This window comes from Flavobacterium hauense (assembly GCF_054457175.1).
The window spans coordinates 1-24,171 of record NZ_JBTKVX010000009.1; the positions used below are offsets into that span (position 1 = coordinate 1).

A 24,171-nucleotide genomic window follows, 5' to 3' on the forward strand; every position below is an offset into this window, starting at 1 on the left:
CAGATCAGCCCGGACAGTGAGGGCTGGGACGGAACCTTCAATGGCCGTGCGGTACCTGCCGATGACTACTGGTTCACTGTTACCTACCCTGAATTCGATGGTACAACCACCGTAACACGTGAGTTTAAATCGCATTTTGCCATTAAGAGATAAGAAAATAAATTTAAATTAAGAATGCTGTCAGAGATGACAGCATTTTTTATAATAATATTAGGATTATATTACCAACCTAAGACAAAAATTTATATATTTGACCGCTATGGAAAATTACTGTAAAATATAGCTGTTACAGAAGAGCAGAGCACTGTAACCAAACGGTAGGCCTTTACTATTGACCTCCGTATGGTATATTAAAAAAAGCGCATTCTCATTAAACGAAAAGGTCGACATGAATTTTAAAAAGATTTCTTTAATTTTTGGATTGTTATTAACACAACTGTCTTTTTCCCAGGAGGGAATCGCAGTTTATTCCGATTACCTGTCTGATAACTTATACCTGATCCATCCATCAATGGCGGGTGCGGCAAATTGTGCTAAAGTAAGGTTGACTGCGCGTCAGCAATGGTTTGGACAGGATGATGCTCCGCAATTGCAAACCCTTAGCTTTAATGGAAGCGTAGGGCCTTCTTCTGGTATAGGTGCGATTGTATTTAACGACAGAAACGGTTATCATTCTCAAACAGGCGCAAAACTTACTTATGCTCACCATATTCGTTTTTCAAGAAGTGATTACGATTTGAATCAGTTATCATTCGGTATGAACGCGGGGCTTATTTCAAGCCGTCTTGATGAGACTAAGTTTGATCCGGAGTTTGACCCTATTGTTGACGGTGGAATGAAACAAAAAGATTCTTATTTCAATGTTGATATAGGTGCATCTTATAATTACCTTGATTTTTATGCGCACTTTACTGCTATGAATGTAGTATCAAGCAAAAGAGATATTTATACTGATATAGAAAGTGATAACCTTAGAAAATATCTTTTTACTGTAGGTTATGTTTTCGGATTTCAGGAATCGTTACAGTGGGAACCTTCGATCATGTTCCAGGCTGTTGATGAAACTAAAGAAAAAACTATTGATATTAACTTGAAGCTTTACAAAGAAATGGATTTTGGTAGGCTTTGGGGTGGACTTTCTTACAGAAGAAGCCTTGAAGGTGCACAATACATTGATGGAGGTGATACTTCAGAACAAAACCTGCAGTATTTTACACCAATCATTGGTATCAACTACAAAAGCTTTATGTTTGCTTATACCTATTCTTACCTGACTGGAAATGTTCGATTTGATAACAGCGGTTTCCACCAGATAACACTTGGTCTTAACTTATTCTGCAAAAGGGAGAAATACGATTGTAATTGTCCGGCAGTAAACTAATATTTAGAATACATTATTAATTCAGTCCCGATAGGCTCGCTTATCGGGACGATTTTTTTAAAGCATATGGTAATTAGAGAAGTTAACGGAAAATATCCGCAGATACCCGAAGATTGTTTTGTTGCTGAAAATGCGACAATAGTTGGGGATGTTGTTTTGGGGGAACAATGCAGCGTTTGGTTTAATGCTGTTATACGCGGTGATGTTCATTATATTAAAATCGGCAATAAGGTAAACATTCAGGATGGGGCAGTACTACACGCTACATATCAAAAGCATCCTACTACAATAGGAAATAATGTTTCCATTGGTCATAATGCTATTGTGCACGGCTGTACGGTAAATGACAATGTGCTTATCGGGATGGGAGCCATCGTGATGGATAACTGCGTTATTGAAAGTAATTCAATAATTGCGGCAGGAGCTGTAGTAACTCAAAATACCGTTGTCGAGTCGGGAACGATATATGCAGGAGTGCCGGCTAAAAAAGTTAAAGATATTAGCGCTTCTGATTTTGCCGGTGAAATCGAAAGGATCTCCAATAACTATATTATGTATTCATCGTGGTTTGATAAAGAAAAGTAGTCTTAAAAATCTTTATTCAAAACCTCATATTCATTATTAAGTATGCCTTTTAGCACGGATGCATCTGCGTTTGTATAAAAGGCATTTGTGCTTTTATGGGGGGCAAGGTTCAAATAATCATTTTGTTCAAGAATAGCTTTTGTCTGTCTTGCTACCGCTTCACCGGAATCAATGATTTTAACGCTCTCTGGAAGGATTTCTTTAATTTGTGGAACAAGATACGGGTAGTGGCTGCATCCGAGTACCAGATGGTCTATATTAGCCTCAATCATTGGGGTTAGGTATTCATGAAGAAGTTCTTTTATTTCAGGAGATCCTAACTTCCCATCCTCTATTAATTGAACCAGGTTATAGCCTACCTGCTCAATTACCTTTATGCCTTCAAGGCTGGCAACGGTTTTATAAAACAGTTCGCTTGAGAGTGTTCCTTTTGTAGCCAGTATGCCAATTGTCTTGGTCAGGGTGTTAAATGCTGCCGGTTTGATTGCAGGCTCTATTCCAATGAAGGGTACGTCATATCTGTCCCTTAATTCTTTTATGGCATTTGTTGTTGCAGTGTTGCAGGCAACAACTATTATTTTGGCATTTTGGTTAAGAAGGTATTCTGTATTCTTACAGCTTAGAGCTACAATCTCATCTTTGGTTTTTTGTCCGTATGGTGCATTTTTACTGTCGGCGAGGTATATGGTGTCTTCGTTTGGGAGCAGGCTGTGTATCTCCTTCCATATCGATGTACCACCGATACCTGAGTCAAATAATCCGATAGGGTTTGTGCGTTTATCCATATAACAAATATAAAAAAAACGGCTCATAAAATGAGCCGTTCTGTGTTTTCACTGAGGAGGTATTAAAAACCAAGGTCTTTTTTAACATCAGCTAAAAGGTCCGGTCCGTCAGCAAGTAGTACGCCACTTCCTGTAGAAGAGTCAAGTACATACTGGAAGCCTTTAGCTTTAGCTACTTTTTGGATTGATTTTCTTGCTTTATCAAGAATCGGCTTAACGATATCTTCCTGTTTCTTTTGAAGCTCAGTTGATGCTGTTTGCTGGTATTGCTGAATTCTTGCACGCATATCCTGTACTTCTGCCTCACGTGTTTTGTTTACAGCCTCACCTACAGTGTTAGCTTCAGCATCATATTTTTTAATTTTGGTTGTATATTCTTCAACCATTGTGTTGTATTCAGTGTCGTATGTTTTGCCAAGTTTCTCTAACTGAGCATTAGCCGCTTTCATCTCCGGCATATTCGTCATCAATTCTTGTACATTAATGTGCGCAACTTTTGCCTGAGCAGAAACAGCCTGACTTGCCCCAACAAAAAGGAATGCAGCGATTAATAAAGATTTCAATTGTTTCATCATTTAAGGTATTTATTATTAATTTTCGTTTTTGTTCTCTTTTAGTTAGAAGGTGTTGTTGCAGGAGTATCCTTTGGAGTATCAGTAGCAGGAGTCGAAGTTCCGTCTTTCTGTTCCTTTATTTTTTCTTCCCTTGCTTTTTTAACGGCATCTCTCTCCTTCTTTTTTTCTTCAATAATTCTCTTTCTTTCTTCCAGCTTTCTGTCTCTTTCCTCTTTAGCTAACTGTGCAGCTGTTTTTTGTACCGGGGCATTCTCGTCTACAGTTTTTTCTTCAGTGGTTTTTACCTCTATTTTATCTGTGCCTGCAGGCGCAACGGTAGCTGGTTTGGTAGCTGGCTTTTGGGTTGCAGGTTTTTGAGCTTCAGGCTTGGCGGTCGAAGCCTTCGGCTTAGCTGTAGTGCTTGTCGCAGGTGCATCTGAGGTTGTTGCAGGTGTAGCAGAAGATGATGGAACAGTAGTGCCATTTTTCTTGGCTTCTCTTTCCAGTCTCATTTGCTCACGCTTCTCTTCATAAGCCCTTTTCTTTTCATCCTGGATAGCTTTACGCTCTTCCATTTTTTTATCCCTTGCAGTTTTCCTGTCTTCAATAAGTTTTTGTCTTTCGGCATAATCAGGATTAGTTTCCAATTCTTCCTTGGCTTCCTGTTTTTCGAATTCCTTAAGCTCTTTGCTGCTCAGTTTCTCTTGTTTTGCTGCTCTCGACATTCTTTTTATGATAAGATCACTGATGTCGTGTTTCTTCGCGGCAACTATCATGGTAAGGTCTGATGATTTGTCAAATACAAAATCATAATTCCTTAACGCAGCAAGATCCTGGGCAATAGTAAATACCTGATCCTGTATAGGTTTTATAAGCACGGCTTTTTGAGACATAAGGTCTCCTGTAGGGCCAAATCTTTTTTCCTGGTAGTCGATAAGTTCCTTTTCCTGAAAAGCAATCTCTTCTTCTCTTTCATCGATAAGCTCTTTGGTAAGCAAAGCTTTTTCCTGCTGAAGGCTTTCCTTCAGCTTGCCTATCTCATTGCGTTTTACTTCCAGTTCCTGTCTCCATTTTGAAGCTTTTTGCTCAAGCTGGTTTTTTGCTTCAGCATAATCAGGTACCTTGTCAAGAATATAGTTCATGTCAAGGTAAGCGATCTTAATGCCGCGTGCGCCCTGTGCAGTTGCTGTTAAGGCAGCTAAAGCGAATAGTACTGTAAACAAACATTTTTTCATAACCTAATTACGTATTAGAAAATATCATGCCAATTTTTTAAAACTGTTGTCCAATAATAAAGTGCGTTTCCCATCCATTGGTTTGTGTACCGCCTTCTACAGGGTCAAATCCATAACCAAAGTCTATACCAAGCAATCCAAATGCCGGCATAAATACCCTAAGACCAAAACCTGCCGAACGCTTAAGTGCAAACGGGTTATAGTTTTGGAAAGAGTCAAACGACCTTCCTGCTTCTGCGAAGGCAAGCGTATAAATAGATGCCTGCTGCTTTAGCGTTATTGGGTAACGAAGCTCCATTGAGAACTTGTTATATATTGTTCCTCCAATCTGAACACCTGTTTTCGGATCTACCGGTGCAAGAGACTGGTTAGGATAACCTCTTAACTGTATTACCTCCCTGCCATCAAGAGCGTAGTTGGCAAGTCCGTCACCTCCAAGATAGAACCTTTCAAAAGGTACAAGTCCCCTGTCCTGGTTATAGGCGCCCATAAAGCCAAATTCGGCTAATGATCGCAATACAAGTTCGTGCGATTTAGAACCTGCAAGTTTTGTATAGGTGTCGGCCTTAAACTTAATTTTATAGTATTCAAGCCAGTTGAAACGCTGCTGATCTACTTTACCCTGATCGGCCGATGCTTCCTGCCATGTGTTAGCACGATACTGTCTGGTGCTGTTTCCTACGGTTTCGGTGCGGATGTAATCTCCTGTACCAATACCTATACCGTCAGCTCCTTCGTATGGTGCACCGCCGTTCTTAAGTTTATAGGCTTCCTGATTAGCAAGATTTGCATAGTCGATGCCGTTAAACAATGAATATGGCGGGGTTAATTTTGCACTTACACTAAAATAAGAACCTGTAGACGGGTATATAATGTTATAACCCCTGTTGTCCCTGCTCAATTCAACGGTGTAGTTGATGTTACGTGACTGTCCGTTACCAAAGGTAAACAATCCCGTGTTATAGTTGCTCAGGTCGTAATACTGAAACGCTAACGAGTGAGATAGCCTCATGTAACGATCCGGCTCGCTTAGCCTCTTAGCCATTCCGACAGAAATTGAAGATATAGTAAAACTCTTATTCCTGTCTACATCACGTGTGTTAAAGTTATATAAATATTGTTTACTGTGTGATAAAGTCGTGAAAAGTTGAATCGGTTTTTTTCCTCCAAACCATGGCTCGGTAAATGATAAGCTGTACGTTTGGAAATAGGTACTACCCTGAAGGCGAAGCGCTAATTTTTGTCCGTCACCCATAGGTAGTGGTTTGTAGGCCTCTTTGTTGAATATATTCCTTGCAGAGAAGTTGTTGAAAGACAAACCAAGGGTACCGATGAATCCACCGCCACCATAACCTCCCTGAAGCTCTATCTGGCTCGAACCTTTTTCGGTTACATTCCACTCAATGTCTACAGTTCCTGAAGCAGGATCCGGGTTTTTAACATCAGGACGGATGGTCTCAGGGTCAAAGAAACCAAGCGCACCAAGCTCACGAATGGTACCGATAACTTCTTCCTTATTCCAACGCATTCCCGGCCTTGTTCTTAGCTCGCGATATATTACGTGGTCGTTTGTTTTATCATTACCAACTACTGTAATATTATTAAAGTATGCAATTGGGCCTTCAACGATCCTGATCTCAAAATCTATGGTGTCGTTAGCCGTTTTAACCTCTACAGCGTTTATGTTAGAGAACAGGTAACCGTTGTTTTGGTACAGGTTGGTAAGATCCATACCATCCGGTTTAGATGGGTCTGCAATCCTTTTTTGTAGCATGATACCATTATATACCTCACCTTTATTTATACCAAGTACCTGGTTAAGCTGCTGGTTTGTATATACCGTGTTGCCAAGGTATTTAATATTACCAAAATAATATTTGTTACCCTCCTGAATGTTCATTTTTATTGAAACCAGGTTTTTCTTGGTATCATACGTAACAGTATCTTCGGTTATACGTGCATCACGGTATCCTTTTTCTTTGTATTTGTCTACAATGCTTTGAAGGTCTTCTTTGTATTTATCGGCTACAAACTTAGATGATTTGAAGATACGCAATGGGTTAGGGAAGGCCTTAACCTTGGTGTTTTTCATTGCTTTCTTAAGCGTAGAGCTAGAAAGTTTGCTGTTGCCGGTAAAGTCTATCGATTTTACTTTTACTTTAGTGCCCCTGTCAATATTTACCACCATTTTAACGGTATTGGTACTGTCAGGTATTACATTGATAGCTACTTTGGTGTTGTAGTAACCATCTTTTTTATATTTATTTTCAATATAATTTTTTGTAGTCGTAAGCAGGTTTTCGTTTACGATCTTGCCTTTAGTAAGCTGAGTGTCTTTTATAAGGCTTTCACGTTTCCCTTTCTTTACACCCTGAATCTTAGCTTCACTCAGTTTTGGTAACTCATTAATATTAAGTTCCAGCCAAACGCTGTCATTCTGTATCTTAGATTCAAAGAAATTGATATCGCTGAAAAGCCCAAGCTTCCATAGTTTTTTTATGGCAGTACTTATCTCTTCACCCGGTATTTGTATTGCCTGGCCTTTTTCAAGCCCGGTAAAGGTAATAACGGTTTGTTCGTTATAGGTTATTTTACCAGTAACAATAACATCGGCAAGGATGTACTGCTTACCTGTATCAAGGCGTGGGCCGTCATCCTGCGCAGCGGCTTTATTGCCGGTTGCTAATAATAAGATGCCAAAAAGTAATTTAATGCTTCTCTGAAACATCGTGTGCTTATTTAACTTGTTCACTGGTCTTTCCAAATCTACGTTCTCTTTGTTGGTAACTGATGATTGCTTCATGTAGGTCTTTTTCCCTAAAATCGGGCCATAACACATCTGTAAAATACAGTTCTGCATAGGCAATCTGCCAAAGCAGAAAATTGCTTATCCTGTGCTCTCCGCTGGTCCTTATTACAAGGTCAACATCGGGCAGGTCGTATGTGTACAAATGCTGATTTATGGTGGTTTCATTAATATCAGCTGCAGACAGCTGATGGGTGTTTATTTTTTCGGTTATTTTTTTAAAAGCAGCGATAAGCTCTTCCCTCGAGCCATAGCTCAGTGCAAGAGTAAGCGTCATCCTGCTGTTGCCTTTGGTCTGCTCTATAACTTCAAGCAATTGCTTGCGCGCTTTAGAGGGTAAAAGGTCAATATTGCCTATTGTGTTAAGCCTTATGTCGTTGTTTATAAGAGTTGGCAGCTCTTTTTTAAGCGAATTTACCAGGATATTCATCAGGGCATCCACTTCCAGTTTTGGCCTGTTCCAGTTTTCTGTAGAAAAAGCATACAGGGTCAGATTCTCAATGCCAAGCTTGGCGCACGATTCTACCGTTTGTTTAACGGCTTTTGTGCCGTTTTCGTGTCCTATGGCACGCAATAATCCCTGCTTTTTAGCCCAGCGGCCATTGCCATCCATGATTATTGCCAGATGCCTGGGAAGATTGTCTTTATTTATGGTAGTTGTTTTATTCATGCTCTATTCTGAACAATAGCAAGGTTTTTCGCCAAAGGTATATGTTAAAGTAAATCCGCTAAACACATACCAGTCATTATTATTAAGATTACCAAATGCATACGGCTCGTAATCAGGGTTGTTGCTTCCGTCAATGTTGTCGGTAAAGCTGTAACGTGCACCTACTTCAAATCCAATTACAAAATTTGGAATTACATTGGTTTTTACTCCCAGCGTCATTGGTATTGCAAAGTTGCTCTTAGCATCACCATTGTGTGTTTCGCCTCCGCTTATATATAGTTCATCTGCCCAGAAATAACTTACGCCACCATATATATAAGGTGTGATCTTTAAGTCAGATTCATGCAGGTTAAAATCGAAAAAATTAAATTCAAGGCCTAAAGATAACTCTTTTATGGTGTTTTTAAATTCGTAGCCTCTCTGCTGTCTTGCTGTTTCATCAGAATCGGCATCTTTAGAAGAAATATCGGCGTAGGTAAATGAAGCCCTCCACGCATGGCGTGGACTCCTGTTCCATTTGTATATAATACCAAGAGCCAGGTCGTTAGGTGCTATGTAGTTGGTAGGCCCTACATCGCCAATATAATTGGCGCCACCGGCAAAAACCCCCAGTTCATTGATCTGGGCGCGGCTGCTTAGCGATATCGAGATTACTACTAAAAGATATATGATCCGGTTCATTCCTTACAAATTGGCTGCAAATATAACAATATAGATTTCTAATTACCGTAACAATAGACTTTTTACATCCACAATTGCATAATTAGCATTAAATACTGTGTTGAAAACGGAAGAAGATGCGGTGTAGTATGCTGACAGAATAAAATTGTGCATTTTTAATTTCTTTTGTCTTCTCCCCATAGCAATTTTTTGCGCAGTGTCACCAGGAATTTTTCCTGTGGGAATTCAACAAGGTTGATTTTAAAAGCTGCCTTTTTTAGGCGGAGTACTGTTTCTACTTCTACCGTTATTATTCGGGAATCCAAAGAGATAAGGTGTTGGCTTTCCCTGCTGCTCACAATCAGTTCGATCTCAGTATCGTCGGGGATCACTAAAGGTCGTGCGTTTAGATTGTGTGGTGCTATCGGAGTTATTACAAAACTATTCACTTCAGGCATTAATATAGGCCCACCACAGCTAAGTGAGTAGCCGGTAGATCCTGTAGGGGTAGATACAATAAGACCGTCAGCCCAATAGGCATTCAGGTAATCGCCATTGAGCCTCGTTTCGATAGTGATCATCGAGGTGGTGTCTTTACGGCTTACGGTTATTTCGTTGAGTGCATAGTCCAGGTCAAACAGTTCCTCGCCTTTACCATCATAGTCGAGGGTAAGCAGCGAACGTGGCGATACTTTGTACTTGTTCTCAAATATCAACGGAAGCAGGGTTTCAATGTTTTCCTGTTGTACTGTTGCTAAAAAGCCGAGGCGCCCGGCATTGATGCCCAGTATAGGGATGCCTTTATTGCGCACATAGGTTGCTGCACGAAGCATGGTACCATCGCCGCCAATACATATCAACAGGTCAAAGCCCTGTTCAAGGCCTGTATGACCTTCGTATGTGTCATATTGTTTGTCGAGCAGGTTGTGCTCGTTAAGTACATTGTAAAAGTTAGCTTCAAAAGCAACCTTAGGGTTATACCTGTCAAAAACAGCAAGTACTTTTTCTATGATGTCGTCGGTATTATCTTTATAATATTGTCCGTACACGGCTATTTTCATAGGCTGGATTTAGATGTTCAGGTATTTGTCAAGGTAGTCAGAGCGTTCTTTAAGAGTGTTTAGATACTCGTCTTCCTGGTGCTCGGTAATGATTTCGTAGTTATAGCGCCTGAAGGTTTGCAGTATGTCGCTCATGCCGCCTAGGCTTATCTTAAGGGTAATCTGTACTTTTTCCATGTTGGCTTCCGAGATGAAAATTCCCAACAGCCTGCCATTATTGCTTTCCACAATTTGTGCGGCCTGGCTTATGCTATAGTCATTAATACCTTTTTCTACCACGATTATTCCGCCATTCTCTTTAAGGAAAGGCGTCTGGTGAAAAAAGGTAATGATGTCGGTAATTTCGTAATAGCCCAGGTATTTATTGTCTTTGCCAAGTACCGGAAGCAGATTGGTCTCGTTTTTGGCAAAAACCTCAAGAACATCCAGCCATAAGGCACTATCCCTCACAAAAAAGCGGTCGAAGCTAAAGCGAAGGTCGGCCATGGTTTTGTCAATATCCATCAACTCCATGTCCTCTGCTCTTGCAGAACCAATATATACCCCATCTTCCAGTACAGGGAAGTGTGAAAAAGGGTAATCGGCAAACAGGTCCTGAGCATCGGCAACACTGTCGGTCACTCTTAAAGCCTTGATGTCGTTATTGATGAAATCGGTAATTTCGTTCATGAGCAGTCGTAAATATATTATGCAAAATAATCAAAAATAAGCAGATTATGCCTTTTTAACTTTGTATTTTTGTGTGAAAATGGACACTATACAAAGATATGGCAAAATTAAGCGTAAACATAAATAAAATAGCTACCCTAAGGAATTCAAGGGGTGGCGATGTACCCAACCTTTTAAAAGTAGCTGCCGATGTGCAAAAGTTCGGAGCAGAAGGCGTAACCATCCACCCAAGACCGGACGAAAGGCATATCCGTTACCAGGATGCCCGCGATCTTGTTCCTGTGGTATATACCGAATATAATATTGAAGGTAACCCGGTCCAAAAATTCATTGACCTTGTTCTGGAGACCAAACCTACTCAGGTTACACTGGTCCCTGATGCCGATGATGCCATTACATCAAATGCGGGATGGGATACCATAAAGCATAAAGATTTTCTGGTTGATGTTATTGCCGAATTCAAACGCAACAACATACGCACATCTATATTTGTAGACCCTGTGTTGTCAATGATAGAAGGTGCTGCTGCAACCGGAACCGACAGGATAGAATTGTATACCGAAGCTTTCGCTCACGAATATGGTCTTGGTAACCACGATGGAATCAAGCCTTATGTTGCTTCTGCAGAATTGGCCAATAAGCTTAATCTTGGCATCAATGCAGGTCATGATCTTAGTCTCGATAACATCAAATTCTTTAAAGAGAATATTCCGGGACTGTTAGAGGTTTCGATTGGTCATGCTCTTATATCTGAGTCATTGTACTTAGGACTGGAGAATGTAGTGAACATGTACCTTCAAAGACTTAAATAATATGCTGTTACATTCTGTTATACAAGGAGAAGGGAAACCACTTCTTATTGTTCACGGATTCCTGGGTATGAGCGATAACTGGAAAACACTGGCCGGGCAGTATGTTGCAGCCGGTTTCCAGACGCACGCCATAGATATGCGCAACCACGGCAAGAGTTTTCACTCCGATGAGTTTACTTACGAAGCCATGGTTCAGGATCTTGTTGAGTATATCAACCATTATAATTTAGGGAAGGTAGATGTAATCGGGCATTCCATGGGAGGCAAGGCTGCCATGTTCTTTGCGGTACAGCATCCGGAAATGCTTGATAAACTGGTAGTGGCCGATATAAGCCCGAAATATTACAAGCCACATCACCAGGATGTGATGGCGGCGCTTAATGCGGTCGACTTCTCTATGCATACCGACAGGGCAGCTGTTGAAGCAGCCATGGAGCACTACCTGCCTGACTTTGGCACACGCCAGTTTTTGCTGAAAAGCGTGTACTGGGTTGAGCCGGGCAAGCAACTGGGATTCCGATTCAATCTTGATGCTTTCAATAAAGTGATTGATAATATAGGTGAGGCATTGCCTGAAGGAGCGGTTTTTCATGAGCCAACGCTTTTCCTGAGAGGTGACAAATCAAATTATATAAAGGATGAAGATTTTGACCTTATAAGCTCTCATTTCCCACAAGCCGAAATAAAAACCATAAACAATTCAGGGCACTGGCTTCATGCCGAAAACCCAAAGGATTTTTTGACAGAAACGCTGGCGTTTTTGAAAGCATAGTCGAATATAAAATATAAAAATATGGCAGATGCCTGGAGAGCCCGATGGGACGAACGTTATAGTGACAGCGAATTTGCCTATGGCGAGGAGCCAAACAACTTTCTTAAAGAAGAGTTACAGAAGCTGCCTCCAGAGGAAATACTTTTTCCTGCCGAAGGCGAAGGAAGAAATGCTGTGTTTGCTGCTAAACTTGGGTGGACTGTTTCGGCATTTGATATTAGCGGCGAAGGTCGGAAAAAAGCCCTGCAGTTATCTGAATTGAATAATGTAGTTGTCGATTATCAGGTAGGGGAGCTGCAGATGCTGAATTACAAAGAGGAACAGTTTGATGCGATTGCATTGATCTACGCGCACTTTCCTGCGGATATCAAATCACAATTGCACAAAATGCTTGACGGCTATCTGCGTAAAGGCGGAGTTGTGATTTTTGAAGCCTTCAGCAAAAAGCATCTTGACTATTTAGCAAAGAATGAAAAAGTTGGCGGTCCTAAAGATATTGACTCGCTATTTTCTATTGAAGAAATAAAAGCTGATTTTGATAACTACGAAATTATTACCCTTGAAGAAAAGGTAATTGAACTTAATGAAGGTTTATACCACAACGGGCAGGGTTCAGTAATCCGGTTTGTGGGGAGAAAGAAATAACCGATAGGCAGTCTTTTGTCGGAATTTGATTTTTGTAGAGACGTTGCATTGCAACGTCTTTCTTTTTTTGGGTTTTAAGATATTGCATTGCAACGTCTCTACACAGAGATTAAATATGAATTCGTTTATTTATGATTACTGCTAACTGAGACTGCGACTGAAAACTACTTCTTCCCTTTAGTCTTCGCTTTCTCTTTGTCGTCTTTCTTTTTCTTTTTATTGTCGGCAATGTTTACCACGGCTTTGGGCAGTACGCTTTGCTTTAGTCCCTGCTCTGTAAATCGCCAAAGGAAATTAAAAACCGACTTATGCTGAATCCGGTCTACTTCTACATGGGTTTCTTTTAGCTTGTCATCCGAGTCATTTTTGACGATCATGTTGGCAATGGTACTCACTACTTTGTTCTCTTTTTTGCCATCTTTTTTCAGGATGTCTACCTTCAGGTCGTTATAGTTTATGGCAAAAGTGCCATTGCCATGCTTAGTGTTTCCGTTAAAGGTAAATTTTACTTCTTTTATATTTCCATCGGTCGTGGCATTCATCAATGGTTTTGTAATGGGGTAGGTCTTATGAGTGTCTATATTTTGCAGGTGCCCCATTATGGTAAAAGCATCGCTTTCATCGGGTGTGTTAAACGACCAGGTGACCCTTAATGGTGACGATTTCATGAACAGGCATTTTACATCGATTACCGTTGGTGGTAATTTACTCCCTTTTTTACGTCCAACCGGGCTATAGATATCTGTGATCTTAGTGTCAAATTTCGAGAAGGATACTTTGGCAGCCGGCCTGCTGAAGGTGAGCTGTTCCTCATATTCTATAACGGTGTTTTTGAATAGCAGCTGTTTTATATCAATATCAAATTTTAGCGAACGCAGCATTTCACTGTATAGCTTTTTGCGGGTGTAGTCATCCGCTGGTTCTTTGCTGCGATAAATATTAGCATATACCCTGTCGAAGGTTACTTCGGGCGAATGCACATACAGTGTGTCCCGCAAATAACCCCAGTCCAGGTTAGGGATGCTTATTTTTTCGGCACTCAGGTTAAACTGGTCAAGCTCTTTAGGTTGCATGCGTGTAAACTGTACTCGGGTTTGCTTGGGTTTCATCCTGAATTTTTCAACAGTCAGTGTGCTGTCGGTTGTTGTAATTTTGTTAGCTGCGATCGTATAGTGCTTACCGGCATCATAAAACAGGCTGTCACATTTAAAGGTATAGTCGCGGTAACGAACAGGGATGTCCTTTTTTAGGGTAGTGCTGTCAACCTTTATGTTGGTAAGTCCAAAGTAGATGTTGGCTGCTTTAACAAAAGGCTTTTGCAGGGAATCCAGCATTTTAAAGGTGCCGTTCTTAATAATCAGGCTTCCCGTGGTAATGCTGTTTTTAAATGGTTTTACAAAATCATCTTTGGTGTTGTACTTTTCTTTTCGATGGTACAGGGTTATATCCGGTGAAGTGATAATAACTTCTTTTACGTTAATCCGGTTATTGCGCAGCAGCGCCCAAATGCTGAAGTTGTTTACTTCAATACTTTTTACTTTGGCAAATGCGCCTTCCTGTAGAGCTGATTGCAGGCTGTCCTTTGGGGCAAGGTAAGCGTTGGTTATAGTGAAGCTGCCACTAAGGAGGTTTATGTCGAGATTTTCATAACTTACATTGTACGGAAAATCCTTTTCGCCTCTTATAATGGTGGGTAATTTCTTAGAAACATACCAGCTCAGGCCATAACCACCGGCTATGAGTAACAGGAGTATTGAGCTAATAGTTATAAGTGATATTTTTAGAAACTTCATGCTAAATTCTTGTTTTATGATGTAATTTACTGCGAAATCGTAGCTTTAGCCAGTACTTTATGTTTTTATTAATAGCTGTTTGAAATTTGATTCAGGGATGCCAAATGTTAAGGTTTATGGTAATCACATAGTTTTAAGGATTATTTATGATAATTTTTCAAAATTGATATGTAATTTTTGAAAATATAATTATTATGAATGCATAATATTTTTGGTTTTATATTGTGTAATTCATAAAATATTATAAATTTGGAATACTATTTTAACAACGGGAAACTAACACTTCTTAACTTATGAGAAAACTATTATCTTTAACAATGATGGCTCTTGCAACATCATCGGCATTTGCCGGGGGATACCGTGTGAGCCTTCAGGGTCAGAAACAATTAGCGATGGGCCATACCGGTGTAGGTGTGGTGAACAGTGCCGAGGTATTGTTCTTTAACCCGGCGGGTGCGGTATTTCTTGAAGACCGCTTCAGTGCGTCGGTAGGTGCAAATGCGCTTTTTGCACGAACTAAGTTCCAGAGCATGGAAAACAATCTTAGTAATTCTACAGAAAATACAGGTACTCCTTTCAGTGCTTATGTTGCCTATAAGGCTACCGACTGGCTTTCAGTAGGTCTTGCTGTCTACTCGCCTTATGGTAGTGCAGTTGAATGGGATCAGGACTGGGACGGAGCACATCTTGTGAATAATATAGATCTTAAGGCGGTCTACATTCAACCTATAGTTTCGGTAAAAGTTAGTGATCAGTTGAGTTTTGGTGGTGGTCCTATCTTTGTAACAGGAGGTGTTGACTTCAACAGGAACGTGGGAAGAAGCGTTACCGATGAGAATGGCAACAAAACCGATGTTACTATTGAGGCTAAAAATGTTACAGCGTGGGGATGGAGCGCAGGCTTCATGGTAAACCCAACGGATAAAGTAAGATTAGGTTTCAACTACCGCTCTGAGATTACTATGGAGGCACGCGATGGCGATGCTACATTTCATGATGTACCGGGTTACCTTTCTGATGCGCCAACATCTGCACAGGATATACAGTTAGGTAATACAACCTTTAATGCAGACCTTCCGCTTCCTGCCGAACTTACTGCAGGTTTTTCGGTAGAGCTTACTGATAAATGGCTTGTGGCATTTGATTACAACAGGACATTCTGGAATGTATATGATGCCCTTGTAGTAGATTTCAAGCCAACGGCTACTTCTCAGGTTCCGCAATCATTCAACCCGCGTAACTATAAAGATGCAAGTACTTACAGAGTAGGTGCCCAATACAAGCATAATGATAAATTCTCTTTCCGTGCAGGGTGTTACTTTGACGAAAGCCCTGTTCAGGCAGGTTACTTTGCTCCGGAAACTCCAAGAAACGATTCTATGGGTTATACAGGAGGTCTTACTTACATGATAACTCCTAACCTGGGTATTGATGCATCGTTCCTTTACCTTCACTTTAAAGAAACCAACGCTTCTTACGATCATTACATCGAAGATGGAAATCCGAATGTATCTTTTGGAGGAGCATACAAAAACGTGGTTTTCTCACCTGGTATCGGTTTATCGTACAAGTTCTAATCTGAAAAAATTATCATGAAAAATAAATTTATATACTTAGCGGTTCTTTCGGCTGTATTTGCAAGCTGTGAGCCTGAATTTGAGAATGAGGTTTCTAACGCCAGCTACAGTGCCGGTGAAGCTGACTTCAGTTCGTATGTTGCTATAGGTAACTCGCTTACAGCAGGCTATATGGATGGGACTATGTTTAAAACGGGACAGCAGTATTCATTTCCAAATATCCTTTCGCAGCAGTTTGCGCTTGTAGGGGGCGGTGCGTTTACACAGCCGTCTTATGCAGATGACTTAAATAATACTGGAGGTATGATCCTTGGGCCTACAACGGCATTTACTACAAGGTTGATTATAAATACATCGACGGGCGGGCCGGAGCCAATTGCAGGCCCACCTACAGCATTGGTGTCTAATATTGTAGCGGGTCCTTATAATAACATGGGTGTTCCCGGTGCTAAATCATTCCATTTCCTTGCTGAAGGTTACGGTAGCCTTCAGGTTCTTGGTACAACAGGTAAGGCAAACCCTTATTTTGTACGCCAGGCTTCAACACCGGCGGCGACTGTTTTAGGAGATGCAATGGCTAAAAACCCAACCTTCTTTACCAACTGGGTTGGTGATAACGATGTGCTTGCTTATGCAACTTCGGGAGGAACAGGTATTGACCAGACAGGAAACCTGAATCCGGCAACCTATGGCGATAATGATATTACCGATCCTCAGGTATTTGCAAGCGTTTATTCAACGATAACAAATGCTCTTACTGCCAATGGCGCTAAAGGTGTATGTGCTACAATACCAAGCGTAACATCGATACCTTACTTTACGACTGTTCCTTTTAGCCCGCTTACGGCATCGGTTATCGGGCAGGGTAATGAGCAGGTAGGTGTAGCGACAATAAATCAGCTTAACCAGCAGTTGTACGGTCCGCTTAACCAGATACTTTCGGCGTTTGGGCAGGGATCAAGGATAAGCCTTCTTTCTACAACAGCACCTAACCCTCTACTAATAAAAGATGAGACATTAGTAAACCTTAGTGCGCAGATTACTGCGGCTGCGGCTGCAAGCGGTAACCCTACACTGGTTGCTCTTGCTCCTTTCTTAGGGCCAACTTACGGGCAGGCAAGACAGGCAACAGCGGCAGACCTTGTACTTCTTACTACAAGAAGTGTAATTGGTACGTCGCAGGCAGGAGCTCCAGCTCCACTTGATAAGATGGGTATCACTTATCCGCTTCAGGATCAGCACGTGCTTATTGCTTCAGAAATTGCTCTTGTAGAGGCTGCTACCGTAAAATTTAATAACTCGATAAAAGCGATCGCTGCATCTAAAAATCTTGCAGTTGCCGATATGAATGTTATGCTGACTCAGCTTGTTACAGGCCTTCAGTCTGCAGATGGCCAGATCTACAAAGCAGGTTACTTCAGCTCTGCAACAGCAAATACTGTAGTGTTTTCTCTTGATGGTGTTCATCCTAATGCGAGAGGTTATGCTCTTGTAGCTAATGAGTTCATTAAAGTGATCAACGACTATTATAAAGCACACCTGCCAACTGTTATTCCGGGTCAGTATCCTGGCGCTACAGTTCGTACGTCAAATCCATAGTATTTTTAACAAATATTTCCTTAAAAGCATCCGCCATGGCGGATGCTTTTTTTATTTTTGTGTAAAACATCCAAAATATGAAAACACTTATCAATATTTTTTTCACCACATTGTTTGTGATACTGCTGGCCTATTTTATGCCGGGGGTGAGGGTTGACAGTTTTTTGACAGCACTTATAGTGGCACTGGTTTTGGGGCTGCTTAATATTTTTATTAAACCGATACTGGTGTTGTTTACATTGCCGGTAACCATATTTACGCTGGGGCTTTTCCTTTTGGTAATCAATGCCATCATCATAATGCTATGTGATGAACTGGTTGACGGATTCGAAATTAGCGGCTTCCTGAGAGCGCTGCTTTTTAGTTTATTACTGTCGTTTTGCCAGTCATTGGTTTCATCGCTTTCAACGAAAAAACAATAAGCATTATAATTGCTATTCTTTTTTCAGGATATTGGTAGACAATAATTTAAAAACTTGTATGGGTTGTAAAAAAACTATAATTTTGCAACCCAAATTTATATGGATATTAAACAACTTAGATAATGAATATTACAAGAGAGCAGATAGATGCATTAAATGCTGTTGTAACAGTAGCTGTAACTAAAGAAGATTTCAAACAAAAAGTAGACAAAGTTTTACAGGACTACAGGAAAAATGCAAATATTCCGGGTTTCAGGAAAGGTGCTGTTCCTATGGGCCATATCGTTAAACAATACGGTAAAGCTGTACTTTTAGAAGAAGTGAACAGAATACTTCAGGCTTCGCTTAATGACTATCTTGTTGCTGAAAAACTTGATATACTTGGTAACCCGCTACCTAAGGTTACTGAAGATTTTAACTGGGATGCCGATGATTTCTCTTTTGAGTTCGAACTTGGCCTTGCTCCTGAGTTTTCAGTAGATCTTGGTGCTAAAAATAAAGTTGTAAAATACAACATCACTGCCGATGACAAAATGCTTGATGAGCAGGTAGAGCGCATCCAGAAACAATTCGGTAAACTGGTTTCTAAAGAGAAATCGGAAGAAGGAGATGATATCCGCGGAACTTTTACTAACGAGGATAAAGGCATCAACGCTGAGGCTACAATCACTTCTGATATCTTCAAAACAAAAACTACAGGAAAAAAATTCCTTGGTAAAAAAGTTGGCGATGTAGTTACTGTTTCTACTAAAGGCCTTTTTGATGATGACCACAAACTTATGGACTTCCTTAAAGTAGGTCATGATGATGTTCACGGTCTTGACGTCGAGGTGAACTTTACAATAGAGGAAATAAATACTTCTGAGTTGGCTGAGCTTAACCAGGAGCTTTTTGATAAACTGTTTGGCGAGGGTGTTGTAACATCTGTTGAGCAGCTTAGAGAAAAGATCAAAGAAGATGCAGAGCAGCAGTTTACTTCTCAGGCAGATCAGAAATTCCTTAACGATGTAACTGAGTCGCTTATCGAGAATACTAAATTTGACCTTCCTACTGAATTCCTTGTAAAATGGTTACAGTCTGCAGGTGAAACTCCTCTGACTACAGAGCAGGCTGAAGCTGAATTCAAAAAATCAGAAGGTGGCCTTCGCTACCAGCTTATTGAAGGTAAAGTAATCACTGAAAATGGCCTTCAGATCACTTTTGACGATCTTAAAGCATACACTTCTGAGGTTATCAAAAAACAAATGGCACAGTTTGGTCAGCTTGATCCAAGCGATGCTGATGTTGAGAGCATCGTTGCAAGAGTACTTTCTAACAAAGACGAAGTTAAGAGATTATCTGAGCAGGTAATGAGCGAAAAAATGCTTAACCTTTTCAAAGAAAAAGTGAAGTTTAAAACTAAAGATGTTACATATCAAGAGTTTGTTAAAGAAATGTACGGAGAATAATTCTCGTAAAAAATAAGTATATTTGAACGTCAGTCTTTTTAGGCTGGCGTTTCGTTCTTTAATGCAAACAAATAAATTTATTTTACTTCTATTATGAATTACGGAAAAGAATTTCACAAATATGCCACTAAACATCACGGCATAAATAACCTATACTACGATAAACTGATAAGCCGTGTTACCCCAACGGGAATGACACCTTACATCATGGAAGAACGCACAATGAACGTTGCTCAGCTTGACGTTTTCTCGCGTCTTATGATGGACAGGATCATCTTCCTTGGTACAGGTATCGACGACCAGATTGCTAATATCGTACAGGCGCAGCTGTTGTTCCTTGAGAGTACAGATGCTTCTAAGGATATTCAGATCTATATTAACTCTCCGGGCGGAAGCGTTTATGCAGGTCTTGGCATGTATGACACAATGCAGTACATCAGGCCCGATGTAGCTACTATCTGTACAGGTATGGCAGCATCTATGGGTGCAGTACTTTTATGCGCAGGAGCAGCCGGAAAACGTTCGGCACTGCCGCATTCAAGGGTTATGATCCACCAGCCGTCGGGAGGTGCACAGGGTGTTGCTACCGATATGGAGATCAACCTTCGCGAGATGCTGAAACTGAAAGAAGAGCTTTATGAGATCATCGCTAAGCATTCAGGGCAAACATTTGACAAAGTACACAAAGACAGTGAGAGAGATTACTGGATGAAAGCGCCTGAGGCGAAAGAATACGGTATGATCGATGAGGTTTTGATCAGAGAATAAAAAATAAAACCAGTGTTATGTAACAATAAGGCTGATAACCAGTCTTATTGTTGCCTAACAAAATTAATAAAGATGGCTAAAGAAGTATTAGAGTGTTCTTTTTGTGGTAGGAAGAAGCCGGAAACTAACCTGCTTATAGCGGGTATCAGCGCGCACATCTGCGACCGCTGTATTGAGCAGGCACATGGTATTGTGCTTGAAGAATTAAGGCAGTCAGGCACGTCGGCATTATCTGCCGAGCTTGAGCTTAAGAGGCCCAAAGAGATACGTGGGTTCCTTGACCAATATGTTATTGGCCAGGACCAGACTAAAAAAGTGCTTTCAGTTGCAGTATATAACCACTACAAGAGGTTAATGCAGCCTGCAGGCGATGATGGTGTAGAGATCGAAAAGAGTAACATCCTTATGGTGGGACAGACAGGTACAGGTAAAACACTGGTTGCTAAAACCATTGCCCGTATGCTGAATGTACCGCTTACTATTGTAGATGCTACGGTACTTACCGAAGCTGGTTATGTAGGTGAGGATGTGGAAAGTATACTGACGCGCCTGTTACAGGCCGCTGATTATGACGTGAAGAAAGCTGAGCGTGGCATCGTATTCATTGATGAGATCGATAAGATTGCCCGTAAGAGCGATAACCCTTCGATAACGCGAGACGTATCGGGTGAGGGAGTACAGCAGGCGTTATTGAAACTGCTTGAAGGTACGGTAGTTAACGTTCCGCCGAAAGGTGGCCGTAAGCATCCTGACCAGAAATTCATCGAGGTAAATACGCAGGATATCCTGTTTATTGCCGGTGGTGCATTTGACGGTATCGAGCGTATCATCTCTAAAAGGCTTAACCGTCAAGCAGTTGGGTACAGTACATCACGTAATGTAGACAACATTGACAAGGATAACCTTTTGCAATATATTATCCCTAAAGATGTTAAGGATTTTGGGCTTATCCCTGAGATCATCGGGCGTATGCCGGTGCTTACGCACATGGATCCGCTTGACAGGGAAACCCTGCGTGCTATCCTTACAGAGCCTAAGAATGCCCTTGTAAAACAGTACGTTAAGCTATTTGCTATGGATGAGGTTGCCCTTACCGTAGAAGACGATGCCCTTGACTATATTGTAGATAAAGCATTAGAATACAAGTTGGGTGCCAGGGGATTACGTTCGCTTTGCGAAGCTATCCTGACTGAAGCCATGTATGAACTGCCCGGTTCTGAAGAAAAAGAACTGCACATAGACAGGGAGTATGTAGAGCATCACCTGAACAGGACACTTTTGAAACGTTTAAAAACGGCATCTTAAGTTTATGTTCTAAAAAATAAGATTTCTGAAATCCCTTGCTTCGGCAGGGGATTTTTATTTACAGTAATATCTTACAGAAAACATCAAAAATAGGCCTATTGTTGCACTTTACGTTCTCAAAATGCCATTTTGGTGCGTAAATTTAAAATTTGTAACTGTTTGAAAATAAGTAGTCTAATTTTTAATGTTACGCTTTTGGTTTTTCAAAAATCACTTTCTTTTTTTTGGTTTTACAAGTCGTCCAAAAATCCATTCATCAGGCAATCTAAAAATCTAAAAATCGAATCATCAGATTAAAAAGTTGTCAACACGAAAACGGTTTCGGGTATGTTAATTTAATATTATGTGCTGAATTTCGGTAATTTAGCAATTCAAAAGACAAACTATACGATATGAAGAAACTGTTTTCTGCCGTTTTACTATTGGCAGCGGCACTGACGGGTGCGCAAACCATCACGTCACCCGACAAAAACCTTTCGCTTACTTTTGCCCTGAGCGCAAAAGGTGAGCCTACTTACCAACTGACCTACAAGAACAAACCGGTTATAAAGACCAGTAAACTGGGGCTAGACCTTAAAACCGGCACTGATATGCTTGACGGTTTTACCGTTAGCGGAACGAAGCAGGCAAACTTTGACGAAACCTGGAGCCCTGTATGGGGTGAGCAGAAGGACATCCGCAATAACTATAATGAACTTACCGTGACCCTTGCCCAGCAGGCAGAGAAGGGCAGGTACATCAACATTCGTTTCAGGTTGTTTAATGACGGGCTTGGCTTCCGTTATGAATTCCCTGAACAAAAGGATCTTACCTACTTTGTGATCAAAGAAGAGAAAACCCAATTTGCACTTGCCGGAGACCACAAAGCGTTTTGGCTTCCGGGTGATTATGATACCCAGGAATACAGCACGGTAACGTCGAAACTGTCAGAAGTTCGTGGTAAGATGAAGGCGGCGGTTACACCAAATGCTTCTCAGCACCCGTTCTCTGACACAGGCCTTCAGACACCACTGATGATGAAAAGCCAGGATGGACTTTACATCAACATTCACGAGGCTGCATTGATAGATTACTCATGTATGTCGTTAAATCTTGATGACAAGAACATGATATTGGAATCATGGCTAACGCCCGATGCCATTGGGGACAAAGGCTATATGCAGGCAAGCACGCAATCACCGTGGAGAACGGTGGTGGTAAGCGATAAAGCTACCGATATCCTTGCCTCTAAACTGATACTTAACCTTAACGAACCTACTAAATTCAAAGACGTTTCATGGATCAAACCTGTGAAATACGTAGGTGTATGGTGGGAGATGATCACAGGTAAAAGCTCATGGGCCTATAACGACCTTACGAGCGTAAAGCTTGGTGAACTTGACTATTCTAAAACCAAGCCTAACGGCAAGCACGCGGCTAACAACGCTCACGTAAGAGAGTATATTGACTTTGCTGCTAAACATGGCTTTGATGCGGTACTGGTAGAAGGCTGGAACGAAGGCTGGGAAGACTGGTTCGGCAAATCGAAAGAGTATGTGTTTGATTTCGTATCGCCATACCCTGACTTTGATATTAAAGCGCTTAATGACTATGCGCACTCAAAAGGTGTAAAGATCATCATGCACCACGAAACATCGGGTGCCGCAGCTAACTATGAGCGCCACATGGACAAAGCGTACCAACTGATGAACGAATATGGCTATAACGCCGTAAAAAGCGGTTATGTGGGCGATATTATCCCAAGGGGAGAGTTCCATTACAGCCAGAGCATGATCAACCACTACAACTACGCTATTACAAAAGCGGCCGACTACAAGATCATGGTGAATGCCCACGAGGCAGTGCGCCCTACAGGATTGAGCCGTACCTACCCGAACCTTATTGGGAACGAGGCGGCACGTGGTACAGAATATGAAGCATTTGGCGGTAACAATGCCGACCATACCACTATCCTTCCGTTTACACGTTTAATGGGTGGCCCGATGGATTATACGCCGGGTATTTTCCAGACGAAAGTAAGTGCTTACAATCCTGACAACAACTCATTCGTTCATACTACACTGGTAAAACAATTGGCATTATACGTAACCATGTACAGCCCGCTGCAAATGGCAGCCGATCTTCCTGAAACGTACAATAAACACCTTGATGCTTTCCAATTTATCAAAGATGTAGCGGTTGATTGGGATGATAGTTATATCCTTGAAGCAGAGCCGGGTGATTATATCACTATTGCGCGTAAGGCAAAAGGTAAAAACGAGTGGTATGTAGGCGCAATCAACGATGAAAATGCTCGTACGGCAAAGATCACTTTCGAATACCTGCCAAAAGGAAAGACCTATACGGCAACCATCTATGCTGATGGGCCTACTGCACATTACGAGAAAAATCCGCAGAGCTATGTTATCAAAACCATTAAGGTAACAAGCAAAACCAAACTGGACCAGAAACTGGCACCCGGTGGTGGCTGTGCGATAAGCATAAAATAAATTCGTTTTTATAAGAAACCGGGCAGTGATGTCCGGTTTTTTTGCTTAGCCCCGGTGGGGCGATATATTTATAGGGATAATATTGTATGTTAATAAGTGAGCTCCGGAGGAGCGGCATGAAATTAATATGCCGCT

The 24,171-nt window shown here is 41.2% G+C and carries 22 protein-coding genes; 13 read left to right on the top strand and 9 right to left on the bottom strand.

Annotated elements, in window-relative coordinates:
- Positions 1-3 precede the first annotated feature (3 nt).
- The 3 genes from ACX0HA_RS07960 (at position 4) to ACX0HA_RS07970 (ending at position 1,966) form a co-directional block, all read left to right on the top strand.
- Positions 4-153: a T9SS type B sorting domain-containing protein gene (locus ACX0HA_RS07960; RefSeq protein WP_458844873.1), complete on the top strand. Its 150-nt coding sequence runs from the start codon at positions 4-6 to the stop codon at positions 151-153.
- 235 nt (positions 154-388) lie between these two features.
- Positions 389-1,381 carry a PorP/SprF family type IX secretion system membrane protein gene (locus tag ACX0HA_RS07965; protein ID WP_458844739.1) on the top strand — a complete coding sequence of 331 codons (993 nt, stop codon included), beginning with the start codon at positions 389-391 and terminating at the stop codon, positions 1,379-1,381.
- 66 nt (positions 1,382-1,447) lie between these two features.
- Complete coding sequence (locus tag ACX0HA_RS07970; RefSeq protein ID WP_458844740.1) at positions 1,448-1,966, top strand: gamma carbonic anhydrase family protein; 519 nt, start codon at positions 1,448-1,450, stop codon at positions 1,964-1,966.
- 2 nt (positions 1,967-1,968) lie between these two features.
- Here ACX0HA_RS07970 and murI read toward each other — a convergent pair whose 3' ends face one another.
- The 8 genes from murI to ACX0HA_RS08010 form a co-directional block, all read right to left on the bottom strand.
- Positions 1,969-2,751 (bottom strand): glutamate racemase, encoded by a 783-nt coding sequence (murI, locus tag ACX0HA_RS07975; protein ID WP_458844741.1) that lies wholly within the window; start codon positions 2,749-2,751, stop codon positions 1,969-1,971.
- A gap of 62 nt (positions 2,752-2,813) precedes the next feature.
- Positions 2,814-3,323, bottom strand: a complete 510-nt coding sequence (locus ACX0HA_RS07980; RefSeq protein ID WP_458844874.1) for an OmpH/Skp family outer membrane protein — start codon at positions 3,321-3,323, stop codon at positions 2,814-2,816.
- Between the two features lie 41 nt (positions 3,324-3,364).
- Complete coding sequence (locus ACX0HA_RS07985; protein WP_458844742.1) at positions 3,365-4,540, bottom strand: OmpH/Skp family outer membrane protein; 1,176 nt, start codon at positions 4,538-4,540, stop codon at positions 3,365-3,367.
- Between the two features lie 37 nt (positions 4,541-4,577).
- Entirely contained in the window at positions 4,578-7,343 is a 2,766-nt protein-coding gene (locus ACX0HA_RS07990; protein ID WP_458844743.1) for a BamA/OMP85 family outer membrane protein, read from the bottom strand.
- Positions 7,276-8,016 (bottom strand): isoprenyl transferase, encoded by a 741-nt coding sequence (locus ACX0HA_RS07995; RefSeq protein ID WP_458844744.1) that lies wholly within the window; start codon positions 8,014-8,016, stop codon positions 7,276-7,278. Before ACX0HA_RS07995 ends, ACX0HA_RS07990 begins: the two co-directional genes overlap by 68 nt.
- Before the next feature lie 3 nt (positions 8,017-8,019).
- Entirely contained in the window at positions 8,020-8,697 is a 678-nt protein-coding gene (gene porG / locus ACX0HA_RS08000; protein ID WP_458844745.1) for a type IX secretion system protein PorG, read from the bottom strand.
- A 155-nt stretch (positions 8,698-8,852) separates the two neighbouring features.
- The gene (locus tag ACX0HA_RS08005) at positions 8,853-9,737 is read right to left on the bottom strand and encodes an NAD kinase (protein ID WP_458844746.1); all 885 of its coding nucleotides are present in this window, start codon (positions 9,735-9,737) and stop codon (positions 8,853-8,855) included.
- 9 nt (positions 9,738-9,746) lie between these two features.
- A complete protein-coding gene (locus ACX0HA_RS08010) occupies positions 9,747-10,406 on the bottom strand; it encodes a CBS domain-containing protein (protein ID WP_458844747.1) in 660 nt (219 codons plus the stop codon).
- Positions 10,407-10,504: 98 nt separating this feature from the next.
- On the opposite strand from ACX0HA_RS08010, the gene ACX0HA_RS08015 reads away from it, so the two are divergent.
- The 3 genes from ACX0HA_RS08015 to ACX0HA_RS08025 are packed head-to-tail and all read left to right on the top strand — an operon-like array spanning position 10,505 to position 12,635.
- Positions 10,505-11,218 (top strand): pyridoxine 5'-phosphate synthase, encoded by a 714-nt coding sequence (locus tag ACX0HA_RS08015; protein ID WP_458844748.1) that lies wholly within the window; start codon positions 10,505-10,507, stop codon positions 11,216-11,218.
- A 4-nt stretch (positions 11,219-11,222) separates the two neighbouring features.
- The gene (locus ACX0HA_RS08020; protein WP_458844875.1) at positions 11,223-11,990 is read left to right on the top strand and encodes an alpha/beta fold hydrolase; all 768 of its coding nucleotides are present in this window, start codon (positions 11,223-11,225) and stop codon (positions 11,988-11,990) included.
- Positions 11,991-12,011: 21 nt separating this feature from the next.
- The gene (locus tag ACX0HA_RS08025; RefSeq protein ID WP_458844749.1) at positions 12,012-12,635 is read left to right on the top strand and encodes a class I SAM-dependent methyltransferase; all 624 of its coding nucleotides are present in this window, start codon (positions 12,012-12,014) and stop codon (positions 12,633-12,635) included.
- Between the two features lie 164 nt (positions 12,636-12,799).
- Here ACX0HA_RS08025 and ACX0HA_RS08030 read toward each other — a convergent pair whose 3' ends face one another.
- Positions 12,800-14,428, bottom strand: a complete 1,629-nt coding sequence (locus tag ACX0HA_RS08030; RefSeq protein ID WP_458844750.1) for a hypothetical protein — start codon at positions 14,426-14,428, stop codon at positions 12,800-12,802.
- A gap of 293 nt (positions 14,429-14,721) precedes the next feature.
- Here ACX0HA_RS08030 and ACX0HA_RS08035 point away from each other — a divergent pair, with 293 nt between their 5' ends.
- The 7 genes from ACX0HA_RS08035 to ACX0HA_RS08065 all read left to right on the top strand — a co-directional run bounded on the left by ACX0HA_RS08035 (position 14,722) and on the right by ACX0HA_RS08065 (position 24,036).
- Entirely contained in the window at positions 14,722-16,005 is a 1,284-nt protein-coding gene (locus ACX0HA_RS08035; protein WP_458844751.1) for an OmpP1/FadL family transporter, read from the top strand.
- Between the two features lie 15 nt (positions 16,006-16,020).
- Positions 16,021-17,604, top strand: coding sequence for a G-D-S-L family lipolytic protein (locus ACX0HA_RS08040; protein ID WP_458844752.1), 1,584 nt, complete (start codon positions 16,021-16,023; stop codon positions 17,602-17,604).
- 77 nt (positions 17,605-17,681) lie between these two features.
- Positions 17,682-18,026 (top strand): phage holin family protein, encoded by a 345-nt coding sequence (locus ACX0HA_RS08045; RefSeq protein ID WP_458844753.1) that lies wholly within the window; start codon positions 17,682-17,684, stop codon positions 18,024-18,026.
- A gap of 122 nt (positions 18,027-18,148) precedes the next feature.
- The gene (gene tig / locus ACX0HA_RS08050; protein WP_458844754.1) at positions 18,149-19,474 is read left to right on the top strand and encodes a trigger factor; all 1,326 of its coding nucleotides are present in this window, start codon (positions 18,149-18,151) and stop codon (positions 19,472-19,474) included.
- A gap of 93 nt (positions 19,475-19,567) precedes the next feature.
- The gene (gene clpP / locus ACX0HA_RS08055; RefSeq protein ID WP_458844755.1) at positions 19,568-20,242 is read left to right on the top strand and encodes an ATP-dependent Clp endopeptidase proteolytic subunit ClpP; all 675 of its coding nucleotides are present in this window, start codon (positions 19,568-19,570) and stop codon (positions 20,240-20,242) included.
- 72 nt (positions 20,243-20,314) lie between these two features.
- On the top strand, positions 20,315-21,547 hold the full coding sequence (gene clpX, locus ACX0HA_RS08060; RefSeq protein WP_458844756.1) for an ATP-dependent Clp protease ATP-binding subunit ClpX: 1,233 nt from the start codon (positions 20,315-20,317) through the stop codon (positions 21,545-21,547).
- 392 nt (positions 21,548-21,939) lie between these two features.
- Complete coding sequence (locus ACX0HA_RS08065; RefSeq protein WP_458844757.1) at positions 21,940-24,036, top strand: glycoside hydrolase family 97 protein; 2,097 nt, start codon at positions 21,940-21,942, stop codon at positions 24,034-24,036.
- Positions 24,037-24,171 lie beyond the last annotated feature (135 nt).

Excerpts from the sequence above, each read along its gene's own strand:
- ACX0HA_RS07980 (WP_458844874.1), bottom strand. The coding sequence starts at position 3,323 with ATGAAACAATTGAAATCTTTATTAATCGCTGCATTCCTTTTTGTTGGG.
- murI (WP_458844741.1), bottom strand. The coding sequence starts at position 2,751 with ATGGATAAACGCACAAACCCTATCGGATTATTTGACTCAGGTATCGGT.
- ACX0HA_RS08040 (WP_458844752.1), top strand. The coding sequence starts at position 16,021 with ATGAAAAATAAATTTATATACTTAGCGGTTCTTTCGGCTGTATTTGCA.
- ACX0HA_RS07965 (WP_458844739.1), top strand. The coding sequence starts at position 389 with ATGAATTTTAAAAAGATTTCTTTAATTTTTGGATTGTTATTAACACAA.
- ACX0HA_RS08035 (WP_458844751.1), top strand. The coding sequence starts at position 14,722 with ATGAGAAAACTATTATCTTTAACAATGATGGCTCTTGCAACATCATCG.
- ACX0HA_RS08010 (WP_458844747.1), bottom strand. The coding sequence starts at position 10,406 with ATGAACGAAATTACCGATTTCATCAATAACGACATCAAGGCTTTAAGA.
- ACX0HA_RS08025 (WP_458844749.1), top strand. The coding sequence starts at position 12,012 with ATGGCAGATGCCTGGAGAGCCCGATGGGACGAACGTTATAGTGACAGC.
- ACX0HA_RS08065 (WP_458844757.1), top strand. The coding sequence starts at position 21,940 with ATGAAGAAACTGTTTTCTGCCGTTTTACTATTGGCAGCGGCACTGACG.
- tig (WP_458844754.1), top strand. The coding sequence starts at position 18,149 with ATGAATATTACAAGAGAGCAGATAGATGCATTAAATGCTGTTGTAACA.
- ACX0HA_RS07995 (WP_458844744.1), bottom strand. The coding sequence starts at position 8,016 with ATGAATAAAACAACTACCATAAATAAAGACAATCTTCCCAGGCATCTG.
- ACX0HA_RS08045 (WP_458844753.1), top strand. The coding sequence starts at position 17,682 with ATGAAAACACTTATCAATATTTTTTTCACCACATTGTTTGTGATACTG.
- ACX0HA_RS08015 (WP_458844748.1), top strand. The coding sequence starts at position 10,505 with ATGGCAAAATTAAGCGTAAACATAAATAAAATAGCTACCCTAAGGAAT.
- clpX (WP_458844756.1), top strand. The coding sequence starts at position 20,315 with ATGGCTAAAGAAGTATTAGAGTGTTCTTTTTGTGGTAGGAAGAAGCCG.
- ACX0HA_RS07970 (WP_458844740.1), top strand. The coding sequence starts at position 1,448 with ATGGTAATTAGAGAAGTTAACGGAAAATATCCGCAGATACCCGAAGAT.
- ACX0HA_RS07990 (WP_458844743.1), bottom strand. The coding sequence starts at position 7,343 with ATGAAGCAATCATCAGTTACCAACAAAGAGAACGTAGATTTGGAAAGA.
- ACX0HA_RS08005 (WP_458844746.1), bottom strand. The coding sequence starts at position 9,737 with ATGAAAATAGCCGTGTACGGACAATATTATAAAGATAATACCGACGAC.
- clpP (WP_458844755.1), top strand. The coding sequence starts at position 19,568 with ATGAATTACGGAAAAGAATTTCACAAATATGCCACTAAACATCACGGC.
- porG (WP_458844745.1), bottom strand. The coding sequence starts at position 8,697 with ATGAACCGGATCATATATCTTTTAGTAGTAATCTCGATATCGCTAAGC.
- ACX0HA_RS08030 (WP_458844750.1), bottom strand. The coding sequence starts at position 14,428 with ATGAAGTTTCTAAAAATATCACTTATAACTATTAGCTCAATACTCCTG.
- ACX0HA_RS07985 (WP_458844742.1), bottom strand. The coding sequence starts at position 4,540 with ATGAAAAAATGTTTGTTTACAGTACTATTCGCTTTAGCTGCCTTAACA.